This window comes from Streptomyces sp. NPDC053673 (genome assembly GCF_055585225.1).
This window is the reverse complement of the sequence record NZ_JBVJKN010000002.1, coordinates 456,591-475,419: the sequence shown is the minus strand read 5'-3', so window position 1 is coordinate 475,419 and position 18,829 is coordinate 456,591. Positions and strand designations below refer to the sequence as shown.

Genomic DNA, 18,829 nt, shown 5'->3' with positions numbered 1-18,829 from the left:
TCCTCCTGTCCACTGCCGCCCCCTGTCACGCCGGGGGTATGTCTTTCAGTGGACGCCCGTTCCGGCGGGAGCGCACCAGGCCTTCCGGCTAATTGATGAGGATTTGGCCATCGCATTCCGGAAGGCCTGATCACGCGGTCTGAGCTTTGCCTTTCACGATAGACCTTTACCGTCGGAGGAGCCTGTTCCTGCCATTTTCTTTGCTGCCACGACCGCGTCGAAGACCTCCCGCTTGGGTACGCCCGCCTCGGCCGCGACCGCCGCGATCGCTTCCTTGCGCCGCTCCCCCGCCTCCTCGCGCACCCGCACCCGGCGCACCAGCTCGCCCGCGTCCAGGTCGCCGGGCCGGGGGGCCGGGGCGCCCTCCACGACGACGGTGATCTCACCGCGCACGCCCTCGGCGGCCCAGGCCGCCAGCTCGCCGAGACCGCCGCGCTTCACTTCCTCGTACGTCTTGGTCAGCTCACGGCAGACGGCCGCCCTGCGGTCCGCGCCGAACACCTCGGCCATGGCGGCCAGCGTGTCGTCGAGGCGGTGCGGTGCCTCGAAGTAGACGAGCGTACGGCGCTCGCCCTCGACCTCGCGCAACCGGCCGAGCCGCTCGCCGGCCTTGCGCGGCAGGAACCCCTCGAAGCAGAAGCGGTCCACGGGCAGCCCTGACAACGCGAGTGCGGTCAGCACCGCGGAGGGGCCGGGGACGGCGGTGACCTTGATGTCCTTCTCGACCGCCGCGGCGACCAGCCGGTAGCCCGGGTCGGACACGGACGGCATACCGGCATCGGTCACCAGCAGTACCCGTGCGCCGCCCTCCAGCGCCTCCACGAGCTCGGGCGTCCGGGCCGACTCGTTGCCCTCGAAGTACGACACGACCCGGCCGCGGGTGTGCACCCCGAGCGCCTGGGTGAGCCGGCGCAGCCGCCGGGTGTCCTCCGCGGCGACCACATCGGCGGTCTCCAGCTCGGCCGCCAGCCGCGGCGGCGCGTCCGCCACATCGCCGATGGGCGTCCCTGCGAGTACGAGCGTTCCAGTCACCGATCCAGTCACAGGAGCCATCCTCGCAGGGCGGGGAGACACGCCACGCACAGACGCGTTCCCTACGATGGCGCGGTGACCAGTACTGCCCCACAGGCCCTGCAGGGCCAGGACGCCGCTGAACAGCCGCCCTCCTGGCAGCAGCGCCTGCGCAGATTCGGCCATGTGCCGCGGCCCGGCATCGGACTGCGCGACCGGCTCGTCCCGCCGTACACCCGGCCCTCCGACCGGCTGTGGTCGCTGCTCATCGTCCCGCCGGGGGCGGCCCGGGTGGTGGAGCGACTGACAGCCTGGGGCGGCCCGCTGCTGGTGGCGCTGGTGGCCGGGGTGCTGCGGTTCTGGCATCTCGGCAGCCCCAAGGCGGTGATATTCGACGAGACGTACTACGCCAAGGACGCCTGGGCGCTGATCAACCAGGGGTACGAGGGCTCCTGGCCGAAAGACATCGACAAGTCGATTCTGAAGAATCCGGACGCGGTCACGATCCCGGTGGACCCCGGCTATGTGGTGCATCCGCCGGTCGGCAAATGGATCATCGGACTCGGCGAGCAATTGTTCGGGTTCACGCCGTTCGGCTGGCGCTTCATGGTGTTCGTGCTCGGCACGCTGTCCGTGCTGATGCTCTGCCGGATCGGCCGCCGACTGTTCCGCTCGACGTTCCTGGGGTGTCTGGCGGGCGCGCTGCTCGCCGTGGACGGTCTGCACTTCGTGATGAGCCGCACGGCGCTGCTCGACCAGGTGCTGATGTTCTTCGTGCTGGCGGCCTTCGGCTGCCTCCTCATCGACCGCGACCGGGCACGGTCGAAGCTGGCCGCCGCGCTGCCGGTGGACGCGGAGGGCGTGCTGCGGCCGGACGCAAGGATCGCGGAGAACCTGCGCCTGGGTCTGCGGCCGTGGCGGATCGCGGCCGGTGTCATGCTCGGCCTGGCCTTCGCGACCAAGTGGAACGGGCTGTACATCCTGGCCGCGTTCGGCCTGATGACCGTCCTGTGGGACGCGGGCGCCCGGCGCACCGCGGGTGCGGTGCGCCCGTACCAGGCGGTCCTGCGGCGCGACATCCTGCCCGCGTTCGTCTCGACGGTGCCGGTCGCGATCGTCACGTACGTCGCTTCCTGGACGGGCTGGATCGTCACCGACAAGGGCTACTTCCGGGACTGGGCGCAGAACGAGGGGCGCGGCGGGGCCTGGACCTGGCTGCCCGACTGGCTGCGCAGCCTCTGGCACTACGAGACCGAGGTGTACGACTTCCACGTCAACCTCACTTCGGGTCACACGTACCAGTCCAATCCGTGGAGCTGGCTCGTGCTGGGCCGTCCCGTCTCGTACTTCTACGAGGACCCGGCCCCGGGCACCGCCGGCTGCCCGGTGACGGCCACGGAGAAGTGCGCCCGCGAGGTCCTGGCGATCGGCACCCCGTTGCTGTGGTGGGCCGCGTGCTTCGCGCTCGCGTACGTGCTGTGGCGCTGGGCCTTCCGCCGCGACTGGCGGGCGGGCGCGATCGCCTGCGGGGTGGCGGCGGGCTGGGTGCCGTGGTTCTTCTACCAGGAGCGCACGATCTTCCTCTTCTACGCGGTCGTCTTCGTGCCGTTCCTCTGTCTCGCGGTCACGATGATGATCGGCGCGATCGTCGGCCCACCGGGGTCGGACGAACGCCGCAGGACGTTCGGCGCGGTGGGGGCCGGAGTGCTGGTGCTGCTGATCATCTGGAACTTCATCTACTTCTGGCCGGTCTACACCGGGCAGCCGATCCCGATGGACGAGTGGCGCGGGCGGATGTGGCTGGACACCTGGGTGTAGAAGGCATGATGGTGGGCCCGGCAGCTGCAGGTGTCGGGCCTGCTCCGGGCAGCACGGCAATCGGCGGCTTCATGTGCGGTCCAACAGGGCGGTTGGCCTCATGCGCCGGGTGCGAGTTGCTGTTCGGACCACGTTCTAGCCGTGCGGCGCGGGCCCGGGTGCGTCGTCCGGCATGAGGGCGGCGATGTCCCGGGCGCTCCAGTGTCCGGTGGCACCCGGGGAGGCCGCCAGGTACGCGGCGATACCGGCCGGCTGCCATGCGGCGGTCTCCAGCAGGCCGGCGCACAGGTGCCGCAGATAGCCTGCGGAGGGCTTCTCCCATGGGACGTCGTGGAGTCCCCAGGGGGCAGTGAAGGTGAGCACCGGCACGCCGTCGAGGGTTCCTGAGCAGACGAGCCGTTCGTAGCGCCCCGGCCCCAGGAGCGCCGTGCCGCGGCTCAACGCCTCGGTGAGGTCCAGGTCCGCCCCCGGCTCCCGGTACATCTCCTGGGCCGCGATGTCGGCGAACTGTCCGGCCGTGACCAGATGGGCCCTGGCACGGACCCGGCCCTGCGTCTCGGGGTCGTAGAAGGCTCTGCCGCCGTTCCACACCGGGGACCGGGTGGCGAAGTACAGGACGCCCTGGAGCTCCACCGGCACGGACGCCGTCGGCGCACGCCGGTCCCGGCAGCCCGGGCAGGTCCTGGACGCGCCCGGCGGCCGTCCGCCCGTGACGTAGTACGACAGACGGTCCAGGTGCATGTTGGAGCCGTAGGACGCGTACCAGACCTGACGCGGGGCAGCGCCCGCGGGCCCGGTCCGTTCGATGAAGCGCGGGTTGTTCATGGGGTGTGCACTACCCGGTGTCCCACCCTGCCGACGGCACATTCCGGTAACGACCGTCTCTCCCGTCACAACTGCCACCTACCGTGAAGGCAACAGGGGACACGGGGAGGGACCTCAGAAATGCGCAGTGGAGCCAAGGTCGCCATCATCGGCGGGGTGTTTGTCCTGTTCGCCGGCGGAGTGAGCTACGGCGCGTACAACGTGCTGAACGGGGGAGGGAACGGCGGCGGTCCGGAGACCAAGTCCGCATCCGCGCCGAAGTCGGGGCCGCTGAGCGCCGACGAGATCCGTACGACGGCGAAGGACTTTCTCGCGGCGTGGGCGGGAGGCGAGGCACCGCTCGCCGCGCAGCTCACCAACAACGCGGCGGACGCGGAGCCCACCATCGCCTCGTACCAGGAGAGCGCGCATGTCACCGATGTGAGGATGAAGCAGGGGGCGGCGGCCGGCGCGAAGGTGCCGTTCACGGTCAGCGGCACGGTCTCGTACGAAGGGCAGAGCAAGCCCTGGACGTACGCCTCCGAACTCACCGTCGTGCGCGGAGTGACCACCGGGCGGCCGCTCGTCGACTGGACGCCCTCCGTGATTCATCCGCAGCTCGGCAAGAACGAGCAGCTCAAGACGGGCCCCGCGGCCGCGCCCCCGATCAAGGCGGTCGACCGCAACGGCGAGGAGCTGACGAAGGAGAAGTACCCCTCGCTCGGGCCGGTGCTGGACGAACTGCGGCAGAAGTACGGCGAGAAGGCCGGTGGCAAGGCGGGGGTGGAGCTGGTCATCAGCGGCGGCGCCGACTCGCCGGACACGACGCTCCTGACGCTCTCCAAGGGCGAGCCGGGCGAGCTGCCGACCACCCTGGACGCGGACGTCCAGGCCGCCGCCGAGAAGGCGGTGAAACGGTACAGCGAGGCGTCGGTCGTCGCCATAAGACCGAGCACGGGTGAGATCCGTGCCGTGGCCAACAACCGCAAGGACAGCTTCAACGCGGCGCTGCGCGGCAAGCAGGCGCCCGGCTCGACGATGAAGATCGTGACGGCCGCGCTGCTGCTGGACAAGGGTCTGGTGGCCGCGGACCGGAAGGCGGAGTGCCCGAAGGATGTGATGTACCAGGGCCGGACCTTCCACAACCTGGACAACTTCCACATCCCGAAGGGCACGTTCACGGAGAGCTTCGCGCGCTCCTGCAACACCGCGTTCATCAAGCAGATCGACGAGGTCGACGACGACGCCGCGCTGGCGAGCATCGCGCGCGACAGCTTCGGCATCGGGCTCGACTGGCAGACCGGGGTGCCGACCGTCGACGGCAGCGTGCCCGAGGCGAGCGGCGGCGAGGCGGCGGCGCAGTACATCGGGCAGGGCACGGTCCAGATGAACGCGCTCAACATCGCCTCCATCACGGCGACGGCGAAGAACGGCGGCTTCAAGCAGCCGGTCATCGTGCCGCGTTCGCTGGACGACCGCGAACTGGCCACCGCGACCCGGCCGCTGTCGGGCTCGGTCTGGCGTCAGCTGCGGGACATGATGCGGGCGACCGCGAACTGGGGTACGGGGGCCAGGGCGATGGCCGGCGTCGGCGGTGACAAGGGCGCGAAGACCGGGTCGTCGGAGGTGGACGGCCAGGCCACGTCCAACAGCTGGTTCGCCGGGTTCTCCGAGGACCTGGCGGCGGCCGCGGTGGTGCAGGCCGCCGGGCATGGCGGGGACGCCGCGGGGCCGGTGGTGGCGTCGGTGCTGAAGGCGCGCTGAGCCGGTGCTGCCGGGAACGGAGCGGCAGGGAACGGAGCGGCAGGGGAGCCGGTCCGTTCCCGGCCGAAAGGCAGCCCGGCGGAGAGGTGGTCCGGCCGAAAGGCAGTCCCGCGCGAAGAGGGCCGGCCGAGACGCAGCCCGGCGAAAGGCGGCCCGGCGCGAGGTGGTCCGGCGCGAGGTGGTCCCGCCGAAACGCGGTCGCATGGCCCGTACAGCTACCGCTAGCGTGACGGGCCATGAGCACTCCTGAGACCCATGCCCATCCCCGGTTCGCGGAGGCCCTGCGCGAGCTGGACCTGGAGGTCGAGGTCGTCCGCTTCCCCCACGCCACGCGTACGGCGGCCGAGGCGGCCGCCGCCATCGGCTGCGATGTCAGCGAGATCGTCAAATCGCTGATCTTCGAGGCGGACGGGGTGCCGGTGCTGGTGCTGATGGACGGCTCCTCGCGGGTGGACGTGGAGCGGGTACGACATGAGCTGGGCGCGTCGGCGGTCAAGCGGGCGAACGCGGACCTGGTGCGCGAGACGACGGGATACGCGATCGGCGGCGTACCGCCCTTCGGGCACAGGACGAAGACCAGGGTGCTGGCCGACCGCGGGCTCCTCGACCACGCCGTGGTCTGGGCCGCCGCCGGGACCCCGCACACGGTGTTCCCGCTCGACCCCAGATCCGTGATCTCCCACTCCGGGGCCACGGTGGCGGACGTTCGCGAGCGCACCGCGTGAGCCTTCTGGTCGCGACGGCGGTCCTGACAGCCGCCGTCACGCACGCCTGTTGGAACGCGCTGGCCCACACCATCAAGGACCAGCTGATCGCCTTCACGCTCATCGGCGGCGGGGCGGCGGTGATCGGCGCGGTGACTGCCTGCTTCACCCCGCTGCCACGGCCTGCCGCCTGGCCCTGGCTCGTCGCGTCGGCCCTGCTCCACGTCGGCTACCAGGCGCTGCTGATGCGGTCGTTCAGCCTGGGCGACTTCGGCCAGATGTACCCGATCGCGCGCGGCACGGCCCCGCTGGTCGTCACCGTCCTCGCGGTCGTCTTCGTCGACGAGACCCTGGGCTCCTGGCAGCTGACCGGCGTCGCGGTCGCCTCCGCGGGGCTGGTGGGCGTGGCCCTGTGGGGCATCAGGGGCTCCACCCCCCACTGGCCCGCCCTGCTGGCCGCCGTCGCTACGGGCCTGTCGATCGCGGCGTACACGGTCGTCGACGGCATCGGCGTCCGCGCCTCCGGCTCGTCCGTCAGCTACATCGCCTGGCTGATGACCCTGGAGGGCATCCTCGTCCCGGCCTACGCCTACCACCGCCTCCGTGGCGAGCTGCTCCCCCGCCTGCGCCCGCACGCGGCCCGTGGCCTCCTCGGCGCGGTGCTGGCCATCTTCGCGTACGGGCTGGTCCTGTGGGCCCAGACCCGTGCGCCCCTGGCCCCGATCGCAGCGCTGCGCGAATCCTCGATCATCGTCGGCGCCGCCATCGGCGCGCTCTTCTTCAAGGAGCGCTTCGGGGGTCCGCGGATCGCGGCGGCGGGACTGATGGTGGTCGGGATCGGCCTGATGCTGCGGGCGGGCTGACGACGGCGGTCGTTCAGCCGTCCGAAACGACCGGCATGAAGCCCGTGTTCACCGCCAGCAGACCCCCGTCCACCCGCAGGCTCGTGCCGGTGATCCAGGACGCGTCGGAAGAGGCCAGGAACGCCACGGCCACCGCGATGTCGTCCGGGGTGCCGACGCGGCCAGCCGGGCGGCGCGACAGGGCAAAGCTTGCCGGGAGGGGCACTAGGTGCGGCAGCGCGGCGCGGGCGCACCGGAAGGCGCCGGTGAGGACCGTGTCGAGGTCCTGCTGCCAGGTGTCGTCGGGCTGGTCCTCGAAGAGCGGGGTGTCGAGGGCGCAGGTGTAGGCGTTGTTGACGAGGACGTCGAGGGTGCCGAACTGCTCGACGGCGTACGCCACGGCCGCCTCGACGGCGTCGCGGTCGGTCACGTCACAGGGGAAGGAGGCGGCGCGCGGGATCGTCCGGGCGGTGGCCGCGGCACGCTCGCCGTCCCGGTCGGTGACCAGGACACGGGCGCCCTCGGATGCCAGTCTGCGCGCGGTCGCCTCGCCGATGCCCTGTGCCGCTCCGGTGATCAGTACGCCGTAGCCCTCGAAACGATCCACGGTACTCCCTTCGCGATGCGGACACGGTCACCCCGGCCGGCAGCGCCTGCCGGGGTCGGACCCGCGGCGCAGCCGCTCTCCGGAACGGTGCCCCCGGAAAGCACCCCGTCGATCATGTCGCGGAGCGGACCGCCCGCACCAGAGCCTGTGCACGCGGATCCGCCGTGACCCCCTTGCGCATGCCGTTCGTGACGTACCCGAGCGCGATGCCCGACTCCGGGTCGGCGAAGCCCAGCGATCCACCGCGGCCCGGGTGGCCGAAGGAGCCGGTGCCGAGCAGCGGCGAGGCCGGGCCGTGCAGCATGTAGCCGAGGCCGAAGCGGGTGCCGACGACCAGGACCCGGTCGGGGCCGGCCGACTCCTCGGTGCGGGCGAGGGTGACGGTGGCGGGGGCGAAGAGGCGGTGGCCGTCGACCTCGCCGATCGTCGCCGCGTAGAAGCGGGCCAGTGCGCGGGCGGTGGAGATGCCGTTGGAGGCGGGGAGTTCGGCGGCACGGTAGAGCGGGTCGTTCTCGTCGGGCAGCGGGTCTATCGCGCCGAAGGCCCGACGGGTGAGGGAGTCCGGGTCTCGGTAGGCCTCGGACACGGACCGCTTGGGCCGCAGTTTCAGTCCGCCGCCGGCCGCCGTGGGCGGTTCCTCGACCGGGCCGAGCCGGCCGACCCGGTGGGCCTCGTCGGCGGGCAGCCCTATCCAGAAGTCCAGGCCCAGCGGGCGGGCCATCTCCTCCGCCGTCCAGCGCCCGATGGTGCGGCCGGTGACCCGGCGGACGAGTTCGGACAGCAGCCAGCTGTAGGTCTGCGCGTGGTACCCGTGGTCGGTGCCCGGCTCCCAGGCCGGGGCCTGAGCGGCGACGGCCCGTGCCCCGGACGAACCGTCGGTGGCCTCCGCGACGGTGAGCGGGCGGTCGAGCACGGGCAGCCCGGCCCGGTGGGACAGCAGATGCCGTACGAGCACCCGCTCCTTGCCCGCCGCCTTGAACTCCGGCCAGTACGTCCCCACCGGCGCGTCCAGGTCGAGCTGCCCGCGCTGGTGCAGCAGCAGCGGTACGGCCGCGGCGAAGCCCTTGGTCGCCGAGCGGACGACCTGGGCGGTGTCCACGGCCCACGGGTCGGTCCCGTCGACGTCCCGGGTCCCGGCCCACAGGTCGACGACCTTCACGCCGTCGCGGTAGACGGCGACCGCCGCCCCGCGCTCCCCGCGCTGCTCGAAGTTGCGTACGAAGGCGTCCCGGACCGGCTCGAAGCCGTCCGCCACCGTGCCCCGGACGTCCACGTCCACGCTCCCCGTTTCCTGTCCCGATCGTCGCTTGTACCCATGGTGCAACGTGGTCGGGCGTGCCCGGATTCCGGGTCGGTCACGGACTCGGCTCAGTACGGGGCACCCGTTGTCACTGCACGCGGATCGAAGCCGAACGGCAGCTCCAGCCGGTGCGCGCCCATCAGTTCCGCGTCGCCGAGCAGGTCCTGGGTACGGCCGTCGGCCGCGATCACGCCCTCGCTGAGGATCACCGAGCGCGGGCACAGCTCCAGCGCGTACGGCAGATCGTGCGTGACCATCAGCACGGTGACGTCCAACGACCGCAGGATGTCGGCGAGCTCGCGGCGCGAGGCGGGGTCGAGATTGGACGAGGGCTCGTCGAGGACGAGGATCTCCGGCTCCATCGCGAGGACGGTCGCGACCGCGACCCGGCGGCGCTGACCGAAGGAGAGGTGGTGCGGCGGGCGTTCGAGGTACTCGGCCATGCCGACCTGGTCGAGCGCCTTGCGTACCCGCTCCTCCAGCTCCGCGCCGCGCATCCCGGCCGCCGCCGGCCCGAAGGCGACGTCCTCGCGCACGGTCGGCATGAACAGCTGGTCGTCGGGGTCCTGGAAGACGATGCCGACCTTGCGGCGGATCTCGGCCGTGTGCTGCTTGCCGACGGGCAGCCCGGCGACAGTGACCGAGCCGGCGCCACCGGTGAGGATGCCGTTGAGGTGGAGGACGAGGGTCGTCTTGCCGGCCCCGTTCGGCCCGAGCAGGGCGACCCGCTCACCGCGCGCGACGGTCAGATCGACACCGAAGAGGGCCTGGTGGCCGTCGGGGTAGGCGTACGCGAGGCCGCGCACTTCGAGGGACGGCGGGACGGCGGCCGCGGGGAGCGAGGTCATAGGGTCCAGCCAAGCAGACAGACGGCGAGTGCCGAGAGCGGGAGCGCGCCGGCGTACGCCCACTGCGCGCGGGACGCGGTCACCTCGTCGATCACCGGCATGGTCCCCGCGTAGCCGCGGCTGACCATGGCCAGATGCACCCGCTCACCGCGCTCGTAGGAACGGATGAAGAGCGCGCCCGCGGACTTGGCGAGCACGCCCCAGTGGCGGACGCCGCGCGCCTCGAAGCCGCGCGAGCGGCGGGCGATGGACATGCGCCGCAGCTCGTCGGTGATCACATCGCCGTAGCGGATCATGAAGGACGCGATCTGCACCATCAGCGGCGGCAGTCTGAGACGCTGCAGACCGAGCAGCAGGGAGCGCAGCTCGGTGGTCGAGGCGAGCAGTACGGAAGCGGCGACGCCCAGCGTCCCCTTGGCGAGGATGTTCCAGGCGCCCCACAGTCCGGGGACGGAGAGGGAGATCCCGAGCCACTCGGTCCGCCCGCCCGGCACCACGAAGGGCATGAGCAGCGCGAAGGCGACGAACGGGATCTCGATCAGCAGCCGGCGGAGCAGAAAGCCCGCCGGGACGCGGGCCACCGCGGTGACCACGCCCAGCAGCACGGCGTACAGACCGAAGGCCCAGACCGCCTCGCGCGGGGTGGAGACCACGACCAGGACGAAGCCCAGCGCCGCGGCGATCTTGCAGTGTGGCGGCAGGGCGTGCACCGGCGAGTGCCCGTGCCGGTAGAGCTTGTGGGCGTGGCCTGCACCCATCTCAGACGGTTTCCTTCGCAGCCTCGGCCATCGGTTCGTCCCGCCGGCGGCGCTTGACCGCCCAGAAGACGCCGCTGCCGACCGCGACGGTCGCGCCTACGCCGATCACACCCGCCAGACCGCCGGAGACCCGCGCGTTCTCGACGTCCTTGACGCCGTAGTCGGCGAGCGGGGAGCCGGCCGCCGCGTGGTCCTCGACGTTCTTGTCGATGCCCTTGTCGGCGGCGACCTTCTCCAGGCCGTCGGGGCTAGAGGAGGCGTAGAAGGAGACGAAACCGGCCAGCACCAGGGAGGTCACCAGGCCCGCGATCCATAGGGGGCGCGGGGACCGGGTGTCGTGCGCGGGCGCGGCGGCCGGCTCGGCAGTCGGCTCGGCGTCCACCAGTTCGCCGCCGACGCGCAGCTTGAGCGGCGTGGAGAGCCCGCGCGCGCCGTACACGAGGTCGGGGCGCACGGCGATGACGGCACCGATCGTCAGCATCGTGATCACGGCCTCGCCGATACCGATCAGGACGTGTACGCCGACCATCGCGCTGAGGACCTTGCCGATCGGTACGTCCGTCGTGCCGCCGATCGCGTAGATCAGGGTGAAGGCGGCGGCCGCAGCCGGTACGGAGACCAGGGCCGCGACGAAGGAGGCGGCGGTCACCGAGCGGCGGCCGCGCGGCAGGACCCTGACGAGGCTGCGGAAGAGCGCGTACGCGGCGACGACGGTGACCACGCCCATCACCGTGATGTTGACGCCGAGCGCGGTGAGGCCGCCGTCCGCGAAGAGGATGCCCTGGAGCAGCAGGACGACGGCGACGCACAGCACACCCGTACAGGGCCCGACGAGGATCGCCGCCAGTGCGCCGCCCAGCAGATGACCGCTCGTACCGGCCGCGACCGGGAAGTTGAGCATCTGCACGGCGAAGATGAAGGCGGCGACAAGACCGGCCAGCGGTGCGGTCCGCTCTCCCCCATGGCCTATGGCGGGGACGGCGGTCCCCCCGAGCTCACGACGGGCGCCGCGCAGGCAGACGGCGACGGCACCGGCCGCCACGACTCCCGCCGCGGCGGAGACGGGCAGGTTGATGAATCCGTCGGGGACATGCATGGCGGGCTCCGCTTTCGGGGTCAGGCCGGTGGGCCTAGGCCCTGTCCGGGCGATCTTGTCGGGGCCGCGACGACAGCTACGGCACCTCGCTGCGTTGTCGGAGTCGCCCAAGTACGTCCAGTACGAGGGCGATCCTCCGCCTTGCGATGTACCGCATCTGACGCCGCGGCCTGGTCCTCGAAGATCGCCCGGACAGGACCTGGCTGGTCAACCGTCCGATGATGCGCCCTGTTGCGAACTCTTTGCAAGAGCGCCCGAACGACAGGAGTGAGCCCCCCGCGTGGGCCTCTCGCCCGAGAATATGCGACATTAGAGGACAAACAGCACCAAATGTGAGGAGCCGATCGATGTCCCCCGCTGTCGAGAGCCCCTCTGTCGAAGAGCGCGTGAAGGCCCGGATCGTCAACGACGCCCCGCAGTACCGGTCGGTGCACGTCGCCCTCCGCTACGAACCCGAGCGGGACCCCGCCAAGGTCCGCTTCGTCTTCCCGAGCGGTATCGAATGGAGCTTCCCGCGCGAGCTGCTGGAGACCGGTCTGCGCGCCCCCGCGCGCCGCGGCGATGTCGCGGTCTGGCCGTGCGGCCGTGCCCAGGTGGTGGTCGAGTTCCACTCGCCGGAAGGTGTCGCGGTGATCCAGTTCGACACCCGCCGTCTCGTGCGCTTCCTGCGCCGTTGCTACGCGGAAGCGGCCGCGCCCGCCACCACGTGACGGACACGGCCACCCGACGGGGACCCTCGACGGGTCCAGGTGATCAGACGCGCACCAGCTCGCGCTCGTCGTCGGAGCCGGCGGCCGCCGCGTCGTTCTTCCGCAGCTGCTCACCCTCCACGTCCACTCTCGGCAGCGCCCGGTCCAGCCAGCGCGGCAGCCACCAGGCCCGCCGTCCGAGCAGCGCCAGCACCGCCGGCACGATCGCCATGCGGACCACGAAGGCGTCGAAGAAGACGGCGATCGCGAGGCCGAAGCCGATCATCTTCACCATCTGCTCGCTCGACCCGATGAAGCCCGCGAAGACCGCGATCATGATCACCGCGGCGGCGGTGACCACGCGGGCGCCGTGCCGGAAGCCGGTCACGATCGCCTGGCCCGGCCGCTCGCCGTGGACGTACGCCTCACGCATCCGCGTGACCAGGAAGACCTCGTAGTCCATGGCCAGACCGAAGACGACACCCACCATGAAGATCGGCATCATCGACATGATCGGGCCGGTCTGCTCGACGCCGAAGAGCGAGCCGAGCCAGCCCCACTGGAAGACCGCGACGACCGCGCCGAGAGCGGCGACCACCGAGAGCAGGAAGCCGAGCGCCGCCTTGAGCGGGACGAGGACGGACCGGAAGACGACCATCAGCAGCAGGAACGCGAGGCCGACGACGAGCGCCAGGTAGGGCAGGAGCGCGTCGTTCATCCGCTGCGAGAAGTCGATGTTCATCGCGGTGGCGCCGGTGACGTGGACGTTGTCGCCACTGGTGTCCCGGATGGTGTGGACGAGCTTCTCGGTCCCGGTGGAGCTGGGCCGCTCCTTCGGGATGACGGTGATCATCGCCGTGTCACCCGCCTTGTTGTACGTGGCGGGGGTGACGGCCACGACGCCGTCGAGCTTCTGGATGTCCTTGGCGGTACGGTCCGCCGTGGCCTTGCCGCCGTCGACGACGACGAGCAGCGGGCCGTTGAAGCCGGGCCCGAACCCGTCGGACAGCAGGTCGTACGCCTTGCGCTGGGTGGTGCTGGTGGGCTGGGAGCCGTCGTCCGGCAGACCCATCTCCAGCGACCCGGCGGGGACGGCGACAGCACCGAGGCCGAGGACACCGAGCAGCAGCACGGCGACCGGGCGGCGCAGCACGAACCTCGCCCAGCGGGTGCCCATGTTGGGCTTGTCGCTGCTGACGGCCTTGTTCTTGCGGACCTTGCGGCCGAGGACCTGCTTGCCGGCGAAGCCGAGCAGCGCCGGTATCAGGGTGAGCGCGATGAGGACGGCGATCGCGACCGTACCGGCGGCGGCGAATCCCATCTTGCTGAGCATCGGGATGTTGACGACGGCGAGGCCGACGAGGGCGATGACGACGGTCAGTCCGGCGAAGACGACGGCCGAGCCCGCGGTGCCGACGGCCCGTCCCGCGGCTTCCTCGCGCTCCCGCCCCTCGGCCAGTTCGGCGCGGTAGCGGGAGACGATGAACAGCGCGTAGTCGATGCCGACCGCGAGGCCGATCATCGTCGCGAGCGTGGCGGTGGTGGAGCCGAGGTCGAGCACGTTCGCAAGGGCGGTGATGGTGGAGACACCGATACCGACACCGATGATGGCGGTGAGCAGCGGCAGCCCGGCCGCGACGAGCGAACCGAAGGTGATCAGCAGCACGACGGCGGCGATGGCGACACCGATGACCTCGGAGGCACCGGTCTCGGGTGCGGCCTGCAGCGCGTCACCGCCGATCTCGACGGTCAGCCCGGCGGCCTTCGCCTCCTCGCCCGCTCCGGTGAGCGCCTCCCGGGTCTTCTCGGTCAGCTCCATGCCGCTGACCTTGTACGAGACCTGGGTGTAGGCGACGGTGCCGTCCCGGCTGATCGCCTTGGCCTGGTACGGGTCGACGACCGAGGCGACCTCGTCCGAGCCGGACCTGAGGTCGGCGACGACCTTCATGACCTGGGCCTTGTTGGCCGGGTCGGTCATCTTCCCGCCGTCGGGAGCCTTGAAGACGACCCGCGCCGTGGCGCCGGCGGCGTTCATCCCGGGGAAGCGCTCCTCAAGGAGGTCGAAGGCCTTCTGGGCCTCCGTTCCCGGGATGGAGAACGAGTTGGACGTGGCGGTGGGCGCGGAGGCCGCGCCGAAACCGGCGATCGCGAACAGCGCCACCCAGATCAGGGCGACAAGTCGGCGGCGCCGGAAGGCGAACCGCCCGAGTTTGTACAGGAACGTGGCCACGAGTACGGACTCCCGGTCAGGTCGTTGGGACAACAAGAGGGCAGGCATGACCAGCCCGACGACGTGAGCGGGGCGCGTCAGGTGGGGCTTGAGCTGTGCTTTCCGGGGGACGATCCCCGGGCTCCCGGCCCTGACGACGGGCCGGAGGCTCGAACGCCGACGGCGGGGAGACCGTCGTGTCCTGGTGTTGCCGCTCCGGGGGTCAGCCCCCGGCCTCGCGGCCGCGGTTGCGGTCCGAGGTCATCGGACGCCCAGCGCGGGGAGCACCACGGCGTCGAGGTATTCGCCCAGGAAGCCCTGGTTCATGGGCTGATCCTGGATCAGCGGGTGGGCGATGAAGGCGCCGACCAGCATGTGCGAGAGGAACTTCAGTGCGGGATTGTCCGCGGCGAGCTCACCGCGGTCGATCGCCCGCTGCAGCATCGCGTCGAGTCCGGTCATCTCGGGTTCGATGAACAGTTCGCGCAGTGCCTTCAGCAGATCTTCGTTCTCATGGACGGCTCGGGCGAGGCCTCGCATCAGCGCCGTGTCCCGCTCCATCTGGCAGTCGTCCGAGCGCGCCACCATCTCGTGGAAGTCGCCGCGCAGACTGCCGGTGTCGATGGCCGAGACATCGACCGGTGTGCTGTGCCGCATCGCCCTGGCGACCAACTCCGGCTTGCCCCCCCACTGGCGGTAGAGGGTGGCCTTGCTGGAGCGGGTACGGGCCGCGACGGCGTCCATGGTGAGGGCGTCGTAGCCGACCTCACGCAGGAGGTCGAGCACGGCGTCGTACAGCTCGGCCTCGCGCTCCGGCGTGAGCCTGCTGCGTGCCGCTGCCATACCTGCCTCCCGAACGAAACGGTTTCGTACAGTACGAAGATACCCCCGGATCCAGCGAAACGAAACCGTTTCGTACGTGTCCTGGGCCACAGAACCCGTCCACAAGTCGCCCCACAAGTTGCCGCACCCCTCCGGCGCGGAAAGCATTGGAAGGTGAGTGAAGACCTCGCGTACCTCCGTTTTCCGCATCTGCACGACGACTTGCTGTGCTTCGCGGCCGAGGACGACCTGTGGGTCGCGCCCCTCGTCCCCGAGGGCCACGCACCGGGCCGCGCCTGGCGGGTGACCGTGGACCGCACCCGGGTCGGCCACCCCCGCTTCTCGCCCGACGGACGCCATATCGCCTACACGACCTGGCGCAGCCTCGATCCCGAGATCCATCTGGTGCCGGTCGACGGCGGCCCCGGACGGCGGCTCAGCTACTGGGGGTCCACCGACACCCGGGTGTGCGGCTGGGACCCGGACGGCAACATCCTCGCCGTCTCCTCGCACGGCCAGCCGTTCTCGTACTTCTCCTGGGCCTACAAGGTGCCCACCGACGGCGACCCCGGCAAACGCCTCCCGTGGGGACCCGTCGCCGACATCGCGGTCGCCGATGTCGGCGGCAAGCACAGCACCCTTCTGCTCACCGGAAAGCCGCCGCACGAGCCGGCCTCGTGGAAGCGGTACCGGGGCGGGGCGATGGGGCGGCTGTATCTGCTCGGGGAGCGGCTGCTGCCCGACATCGGGGGCCATCTGGACTGCTGCATGTTCGTGGGCGGCCGCATCGCGTTCCTCTCCGACCACGAAGGCGTCGGGAATCTCTACTCCTGCCTGCCCGACGGCGCGGACCTGCGCCGCCACACCGACCACGACGCCTTCTACGCCCGGCACGCCTCCAGCGACGGCCGCCGGGTCGTCTACCAGTGCGCCGGCGAACTGTGGATCGTCGACGACCTGGCGGCGGACGCGGAGCCGCGGAAGCTGGAGGTACGGCTCGGCGGCCCGCGCGCCGGACGGCGTCGCTACCAGGTCCCGGCCGCCAACCACGTCGACGGCCTCTCCGTCGACACGACGGGCCGGGCCAGCGCCGTCTCCGTACGCGGGAGTCTGTACTGGCTCACGCACCGCGACGGCCCGGCGCGGACCATCGCCGACACCCCCGGCGTGCGGGTGCGGCTGCCGGAGATGCTCGGCAGCGGCGGTCAGGTCGCGTACGTCACGGACGCGGACGGCGAGGACGCGATCGAGATCGCGTACCTGCCCCGGGCGAGCGGTGCCGGTGCACCGCGCCGGCTGGCCTCCGGGGAGCTCGGACGGGTGCTGGAGCTCAAGGCGGACCCGGCCGGGCAGCGGCTCGCGATCGCCTCGCACGACGGACGGCTGCTGCTGATCGACCTGTCCGAAGAGACGGCTGTCGGCGAGGGCGCGGAGGAGTCCGCCGCGGAGGTCATCGAGCTGGTCAGGTCCGACAACGGGCCCGTGCGCGATCTCGCCTTCTCCCCCCTCGGAGACTGGCTGACCTGGTCGCATCCGGGCATCGGACGTTCCCTGCGGCAGATCAAGATGGCCCGGATAGACGGTTCCGGCCCCCGTACGGTCGTCGATGTCACCAACGGCCGCTTCGAGGACGAGAATCCGGTCTTCACCCGCGACGGGCGCTATCTGGCCTTCCTGTCCTGGCGCGGCTTCGACCCGGTCTACGACGTGCACACCGGGGACCTGTCGTTCCCGCTGGGCTGCCGGCCGTATCTGGTGCCGCTGTCGTCGGCGACCCCGTCGCCGTTCGCGCTGCTGCCGGACGGGCGGCCGGCGGCCGGAGGCCTCGATCCGGCGGAGGCCGACACCGTGGAGGGCGCGGCCACGGTGGAGGTGGAGGGCCTGGAGAACCGGGTCACGCCGTTCCCGGTGTCCGCGTCCAAGTACTCCGCGCTCTATCCGGTCAGCGGCGGCGGTCTGGTCTGGCTGCGCTGGCCCATCTCGGGCGCGCTGGGCGAGACGTTCGCGAACCCGGCCGATCCTTCGCCCCGGCCGACCCTGGAGCACTTCGACATCACCAAGGCCCGCAAGACCGAACTCGTCCAGCATCTCGACTGGTTCGCGGTGAGCGGGGACGGCTCGCGGCTGGTGGTCGTGGACGACGGCGAGCTGCGCGCGCTGCCCGCGACCGAGACCGGCGACAGCGACTCGACCGTCTACATCGATCTGCGCCGGATTCTGCACGAGGTGGATCCGGCGGCGGAGTGGCGTGGTGCGTTCGACGAGGCGGGCCGTCTCATCCGCGCGTACTTCTGGGAGCCGCAGATGTGCGGCATCGACTGGGACTCGGTGCTGGACCTGTACCGCCCGCTGGTCGAACGCGTCGCCTCGCCCGACGAGTTCGCCGATCTGCTCCGCGAGGTGCTGGGCGAGCTGGGGACCTCGCACGCCTACGTCACCCCCGCGCGCCGCAACGAGGGACCGCCGCACTACCAGCGGGCGATGGGCCTGCTCGGCACCAACTTCGTACGCCGGGACGAGGGCTGGGTCGTCAAGCGGATCCTGCCCGGTGACTCCTCGGACTCCAAGGCACGCTCCCCGCTGGCCGGTACGGGGATCCGCGAGGGGGCCGTGCTGACCCATGTCGACGGGCGGCCCGTCGACCCGGTGACCGGGCCGTATCCGCTGCTGTCGGCGGCGGGCGGGACGACCGTGGAGCTGACCTTCCAGCTGGCCGAGGGCGAGGGCCACGCACGGCGGGTCGCGATCGTGCCGCTGGTGGACGAGCGTCCGCTGCGCTACCAGGACTGGGTCGCCAAACGCCGTGCCGTCGTACGGGAGATCAGCGACGGCAAGTGCGGCTATCTCCACATCCCGGACATGGGCGGTTCCGGCTGGGCACAGTTCAACCGGGACCTGCGGATGGAGATGTCCCGGCCGGCGCTGATCGTGGACGTACGCGGCAACGCGGGCGGCCACATCAGCGAGCTGGTCATCGAGAAGCTGATCCGCCCGATCCTGGGCTGGGACCTGACGCGCAACGCCCAGCCCGTCTCGTACACCTCGAACGCACCGCGCGGACCGGTCGTCGCGCTCGCGGACGAGGCGACCTCGTCGGACGGCGACATGATCACTGCGGCGTTCCGGCTGCTGGGGCTCGGCCCCGTGGTGGGTCAGCGCACCTGGGGCGGGGTGGTCGGGATGACCGGCCGGCACCGCCTCGGGGACGGCACGGTGATCACCGTGCCGATGAACGCGGCGTGGTTCGACGCGTACGGCTGGTCGGTGGAGAACCACGGGGTGGCGCCCGACATCTTCGCGGAACGCCCCCCGCTCGACTGGGCCGAGGGCAGGCGCACCGATCTGGAGACCGCGGTCCAAGTCGCCCTCGACCGGCTCGAACAGCACCCCGCGGCAACGCCTCCCGGGTACGCGGACGTACCGGACCTGCGCCGCCCGAAGCTGCCGCCGCGCACCTGACCCCGCAGGCGGACCAACAGGCGCCCCCCGCAGGACGGAAAGAAGGCGGAAGGGGCGCACCCCGTGCACAGGGTGCGCCCCTTCGCCGACCGCTGACG

The 18,829-nt window shown here is 71.3% G+C and carries 15 protein-coding genes; 6 read left to right on the top strand and 9 right to left on the bottom strand.

Annotated elements, in window-relative coordinates; genetic code table 11:
* Positions 1-153: 153 nt before the first annotated feature.
* Entirely contained in the window at positions 154-1,032 is an 879-nt protein-coding gene (gene rsmI / locus ACZ6ZQ_RS05405) for a 16S rRNA (cytidine(1402)-2'-O)-methyltransferase (protein WP_469767216.1), read from the bottom strand.
* A gap of 75 nt (positions 1,033-1,107) precedes the next feature.
* Between rsmI and ACZ6ZQ_RS05400 the strand changes: the two genes are divergently transcribed.
* Positions 1,108-2,829 (top strand): dolichyl-phosphate-mannose--protein mannosyltransferase, encoded by a 1,722-nt coding sequence (locus ACZ6ZQ_RS05400; protein WP_469767215.1) that lies wholly within the window; start codon positions 1,108-1,110, stop codon positions 2,827-2,829.
* Positions 2,830-2,964: 135 nt separating this feature from the next.
* Here the strand turns inward: ACZ6ZQ_RS05400 and ACZ6ZQ_RS05395 are convergent, their stop codons facing one another.
* Positions 2,965-3,654, bottom strand: coding sequence for a histone deacetylase (locus ACZ6ZQ_RS05395; RefSeq protein ID WP_469767214.1), 690 nt, complete (start codon positions 3,652-3,654; stop codon positions 2,965-2,967).
* Between the two features lie 120 nt (positions 3,655-3,774).
* On the opposite strand from ACZ6ZQ_RS05395, the gene ACZ6ZQ_RS05390 reads away from it, so the two are divergent.
* The 3 genes from ACZ6ZQ_RS05390 (at position 3,775) to ACZ6ZQ_RS05380 (ending at position 6,964) form a co-directional block, all read left to right on the top strand.
* On the top strand, positions 3,775-5,397 hold the full coding sequence (locus ACZ6ZQ_RS05390; RefSeq protein ID WP_469767213.1) for a penicillin-binding transpeptidase domain-containing protein: 1,623 nt from the start codon (positions 3,775-3,777) through the stop codon (positions 5,395-5,397).
* Positions 5,398-5,633: 236 nt separating this feature from the next.
* The gene (locus ACZ6ZQ_RS05385) at positions 5,634-6,122 is read left to right on the top strand and encodes a YbaK/EbsC family protein (protein WP_469767212.1); all 489 of its coding nucleotides are present in this window, start codon (positions 5,634-5,636) and stop codon (positions 6,120-6,122) included.
* Positions 6,119-6,964 carry an EamA family transporter gene (locus tag ACZ6ZQ_RS05380; RefSeq protein ID WP_469767211.1) on the top strand — a complete coding sequence of 282 codons (846 nt, stop codon included), beginning with the start codon at positions 6,119-6,121 and terminating at the stop codon, positions 6,962-6,964. Before ACZ6ZQ_RS05385 ends, ACZ6ZQ_RS05380 begins: the two co-directional genes overlap by 4 nt.
* 13 nt (positions 6,965-6,977) lie before the next feature.
* Here the strand turns inward: ACZ6ZQ_RS05380 and ACZ6ZQ_RS05375 are convergent, their stop codons facing one another.
* From ACZ6ZQ_RS05375 to ACZ6ZQ_RS05355, 5 genes are all read right to left on the bottom strand, one after another.
* On the bottom strand, positions 6,978-7,550 hold the full coding sequence (locus ACZ6ZQ_RS05375) for an SDR family NAD(P)-dependent oxidoreductase (protein WP_469767210.1): 573 nt from the start codon (positions 7,548-7,550) through the stop codon (positions 6,978-6,980).
* A 112-nt stretch (positions 7,551-7,662) separates the two neighbouring features.
* Positions 7,663-8,823, bottom strand: a complete 1,161-nt coding sequence (locus tag ACZ6ZQ_RS05370) for a serine hydrolase domain-containing protein (protein WP_469767326.1) — start codon at positions 8,821-8,823, stop codon at positions 7,663-7,665.
* Positions 8,824-8,918: 95 nt separating this feature from the next.
* Positions 8,919-9,698, bottom strand: a complete 780-nt coding sequence (locus tag ACZ6ZQ_RS05365; protein ID WP_469767209.1) for an energy-coupling factor ABC transporter ATP-binding protein — start codon at positions 9,696-9,698, stop codon at positions 8,919-8,921.
* Positions 9,695-10,456 (bottom strand): cobalt ECF transporter T component CbiQ, encoded by a 762-nt coding sequence (gene cbiQ / locus ACZ6ZQ_RS05360; protein WP_469767208.1) that lies wholly within the window; start codon positions 10,454-10,456, stop codon positions 9,695-9,697. Before cbiQ ends, ACZ6ZQ_RS05365 begins: the two co-directional genes overlap by 4 nt.
* 1 nt (position 10,457) lies before the next feature.
* Positions 10,458-11,552, bottom strand: a complete 1,095-nt coding sequence (locus tag ACZ6ZQ_RS05355; RefSeq protein WP_469767207.1) for an energy-coupling factor ABC transporter permease — start codon at positions 11,550-11,552, stop codon at positions 10,458-10,460.
* A gap of 347 nt (positions 11,553-11,899) precedes the next feature.
* Between ACZ6ZQ_RS05355 and ACZ6ZQ_RS05350 the strand changes: the two genes are divergently transcribed.
* Entirely contained in the window at positions 11,900-12,262 is a 363-nt protein-coding gene (locus ACZ6ZQ_RS05350; RefSeq protein WP_469767206.1) for an SsgA family sporulation/cell division regulator, read from the top strand.
* Between the two features lie 43 nt (positions 12,263-12,305).
* On the opposite strand, the gene ACZ6ZQ_RS05345 is transcribed toward ACZ6ZQ_RS05350, so the two are convergent.
* Positions 12,306-14,471 (bottom strand): MMPL family transporter, encoded by a 2,166-nt coding sequence (locus ACZ6ZQ_RS05345; protein WP_469767205.1) that lies wholly within the window; start codon positions 14,469-14,471, stop codon positions 12,306-12,308.
* A 240-nt stretch (positions 14,472-14,711) separates the two neighbouring features.
* On the bottom strand, positions 14,712-15,293 hold the full coding sequence (locus ACZ6ZQ_RS05340; protein WP_469767204.1) for a TetR/AcrR family transcriptional regulator: 582 nt from the start codon (positions 15,291-15,293) through the stop codon (positions 14,712-14,714).
* Positions 15,294-15,446: 153 nt separating this feature from the next.
* Between ACZ6ZQ_RS05340 and ACZ6ZQ_RS05335 the strand changes: the two genes are divergently transcribed.
* Positions 15,447-18,731, top strand: coding sequence for a S41 family peptidase (locus tag ACZ6ZQ_RS05335; protein WP_469767203.1), 3,285 nt, complete (start codon positions 15,447-15,449; stop codon positions 18,729-18,731).
* The last annotated feature ends 98 nt before the right edge of the window (positions 18,732-18,829 follow it).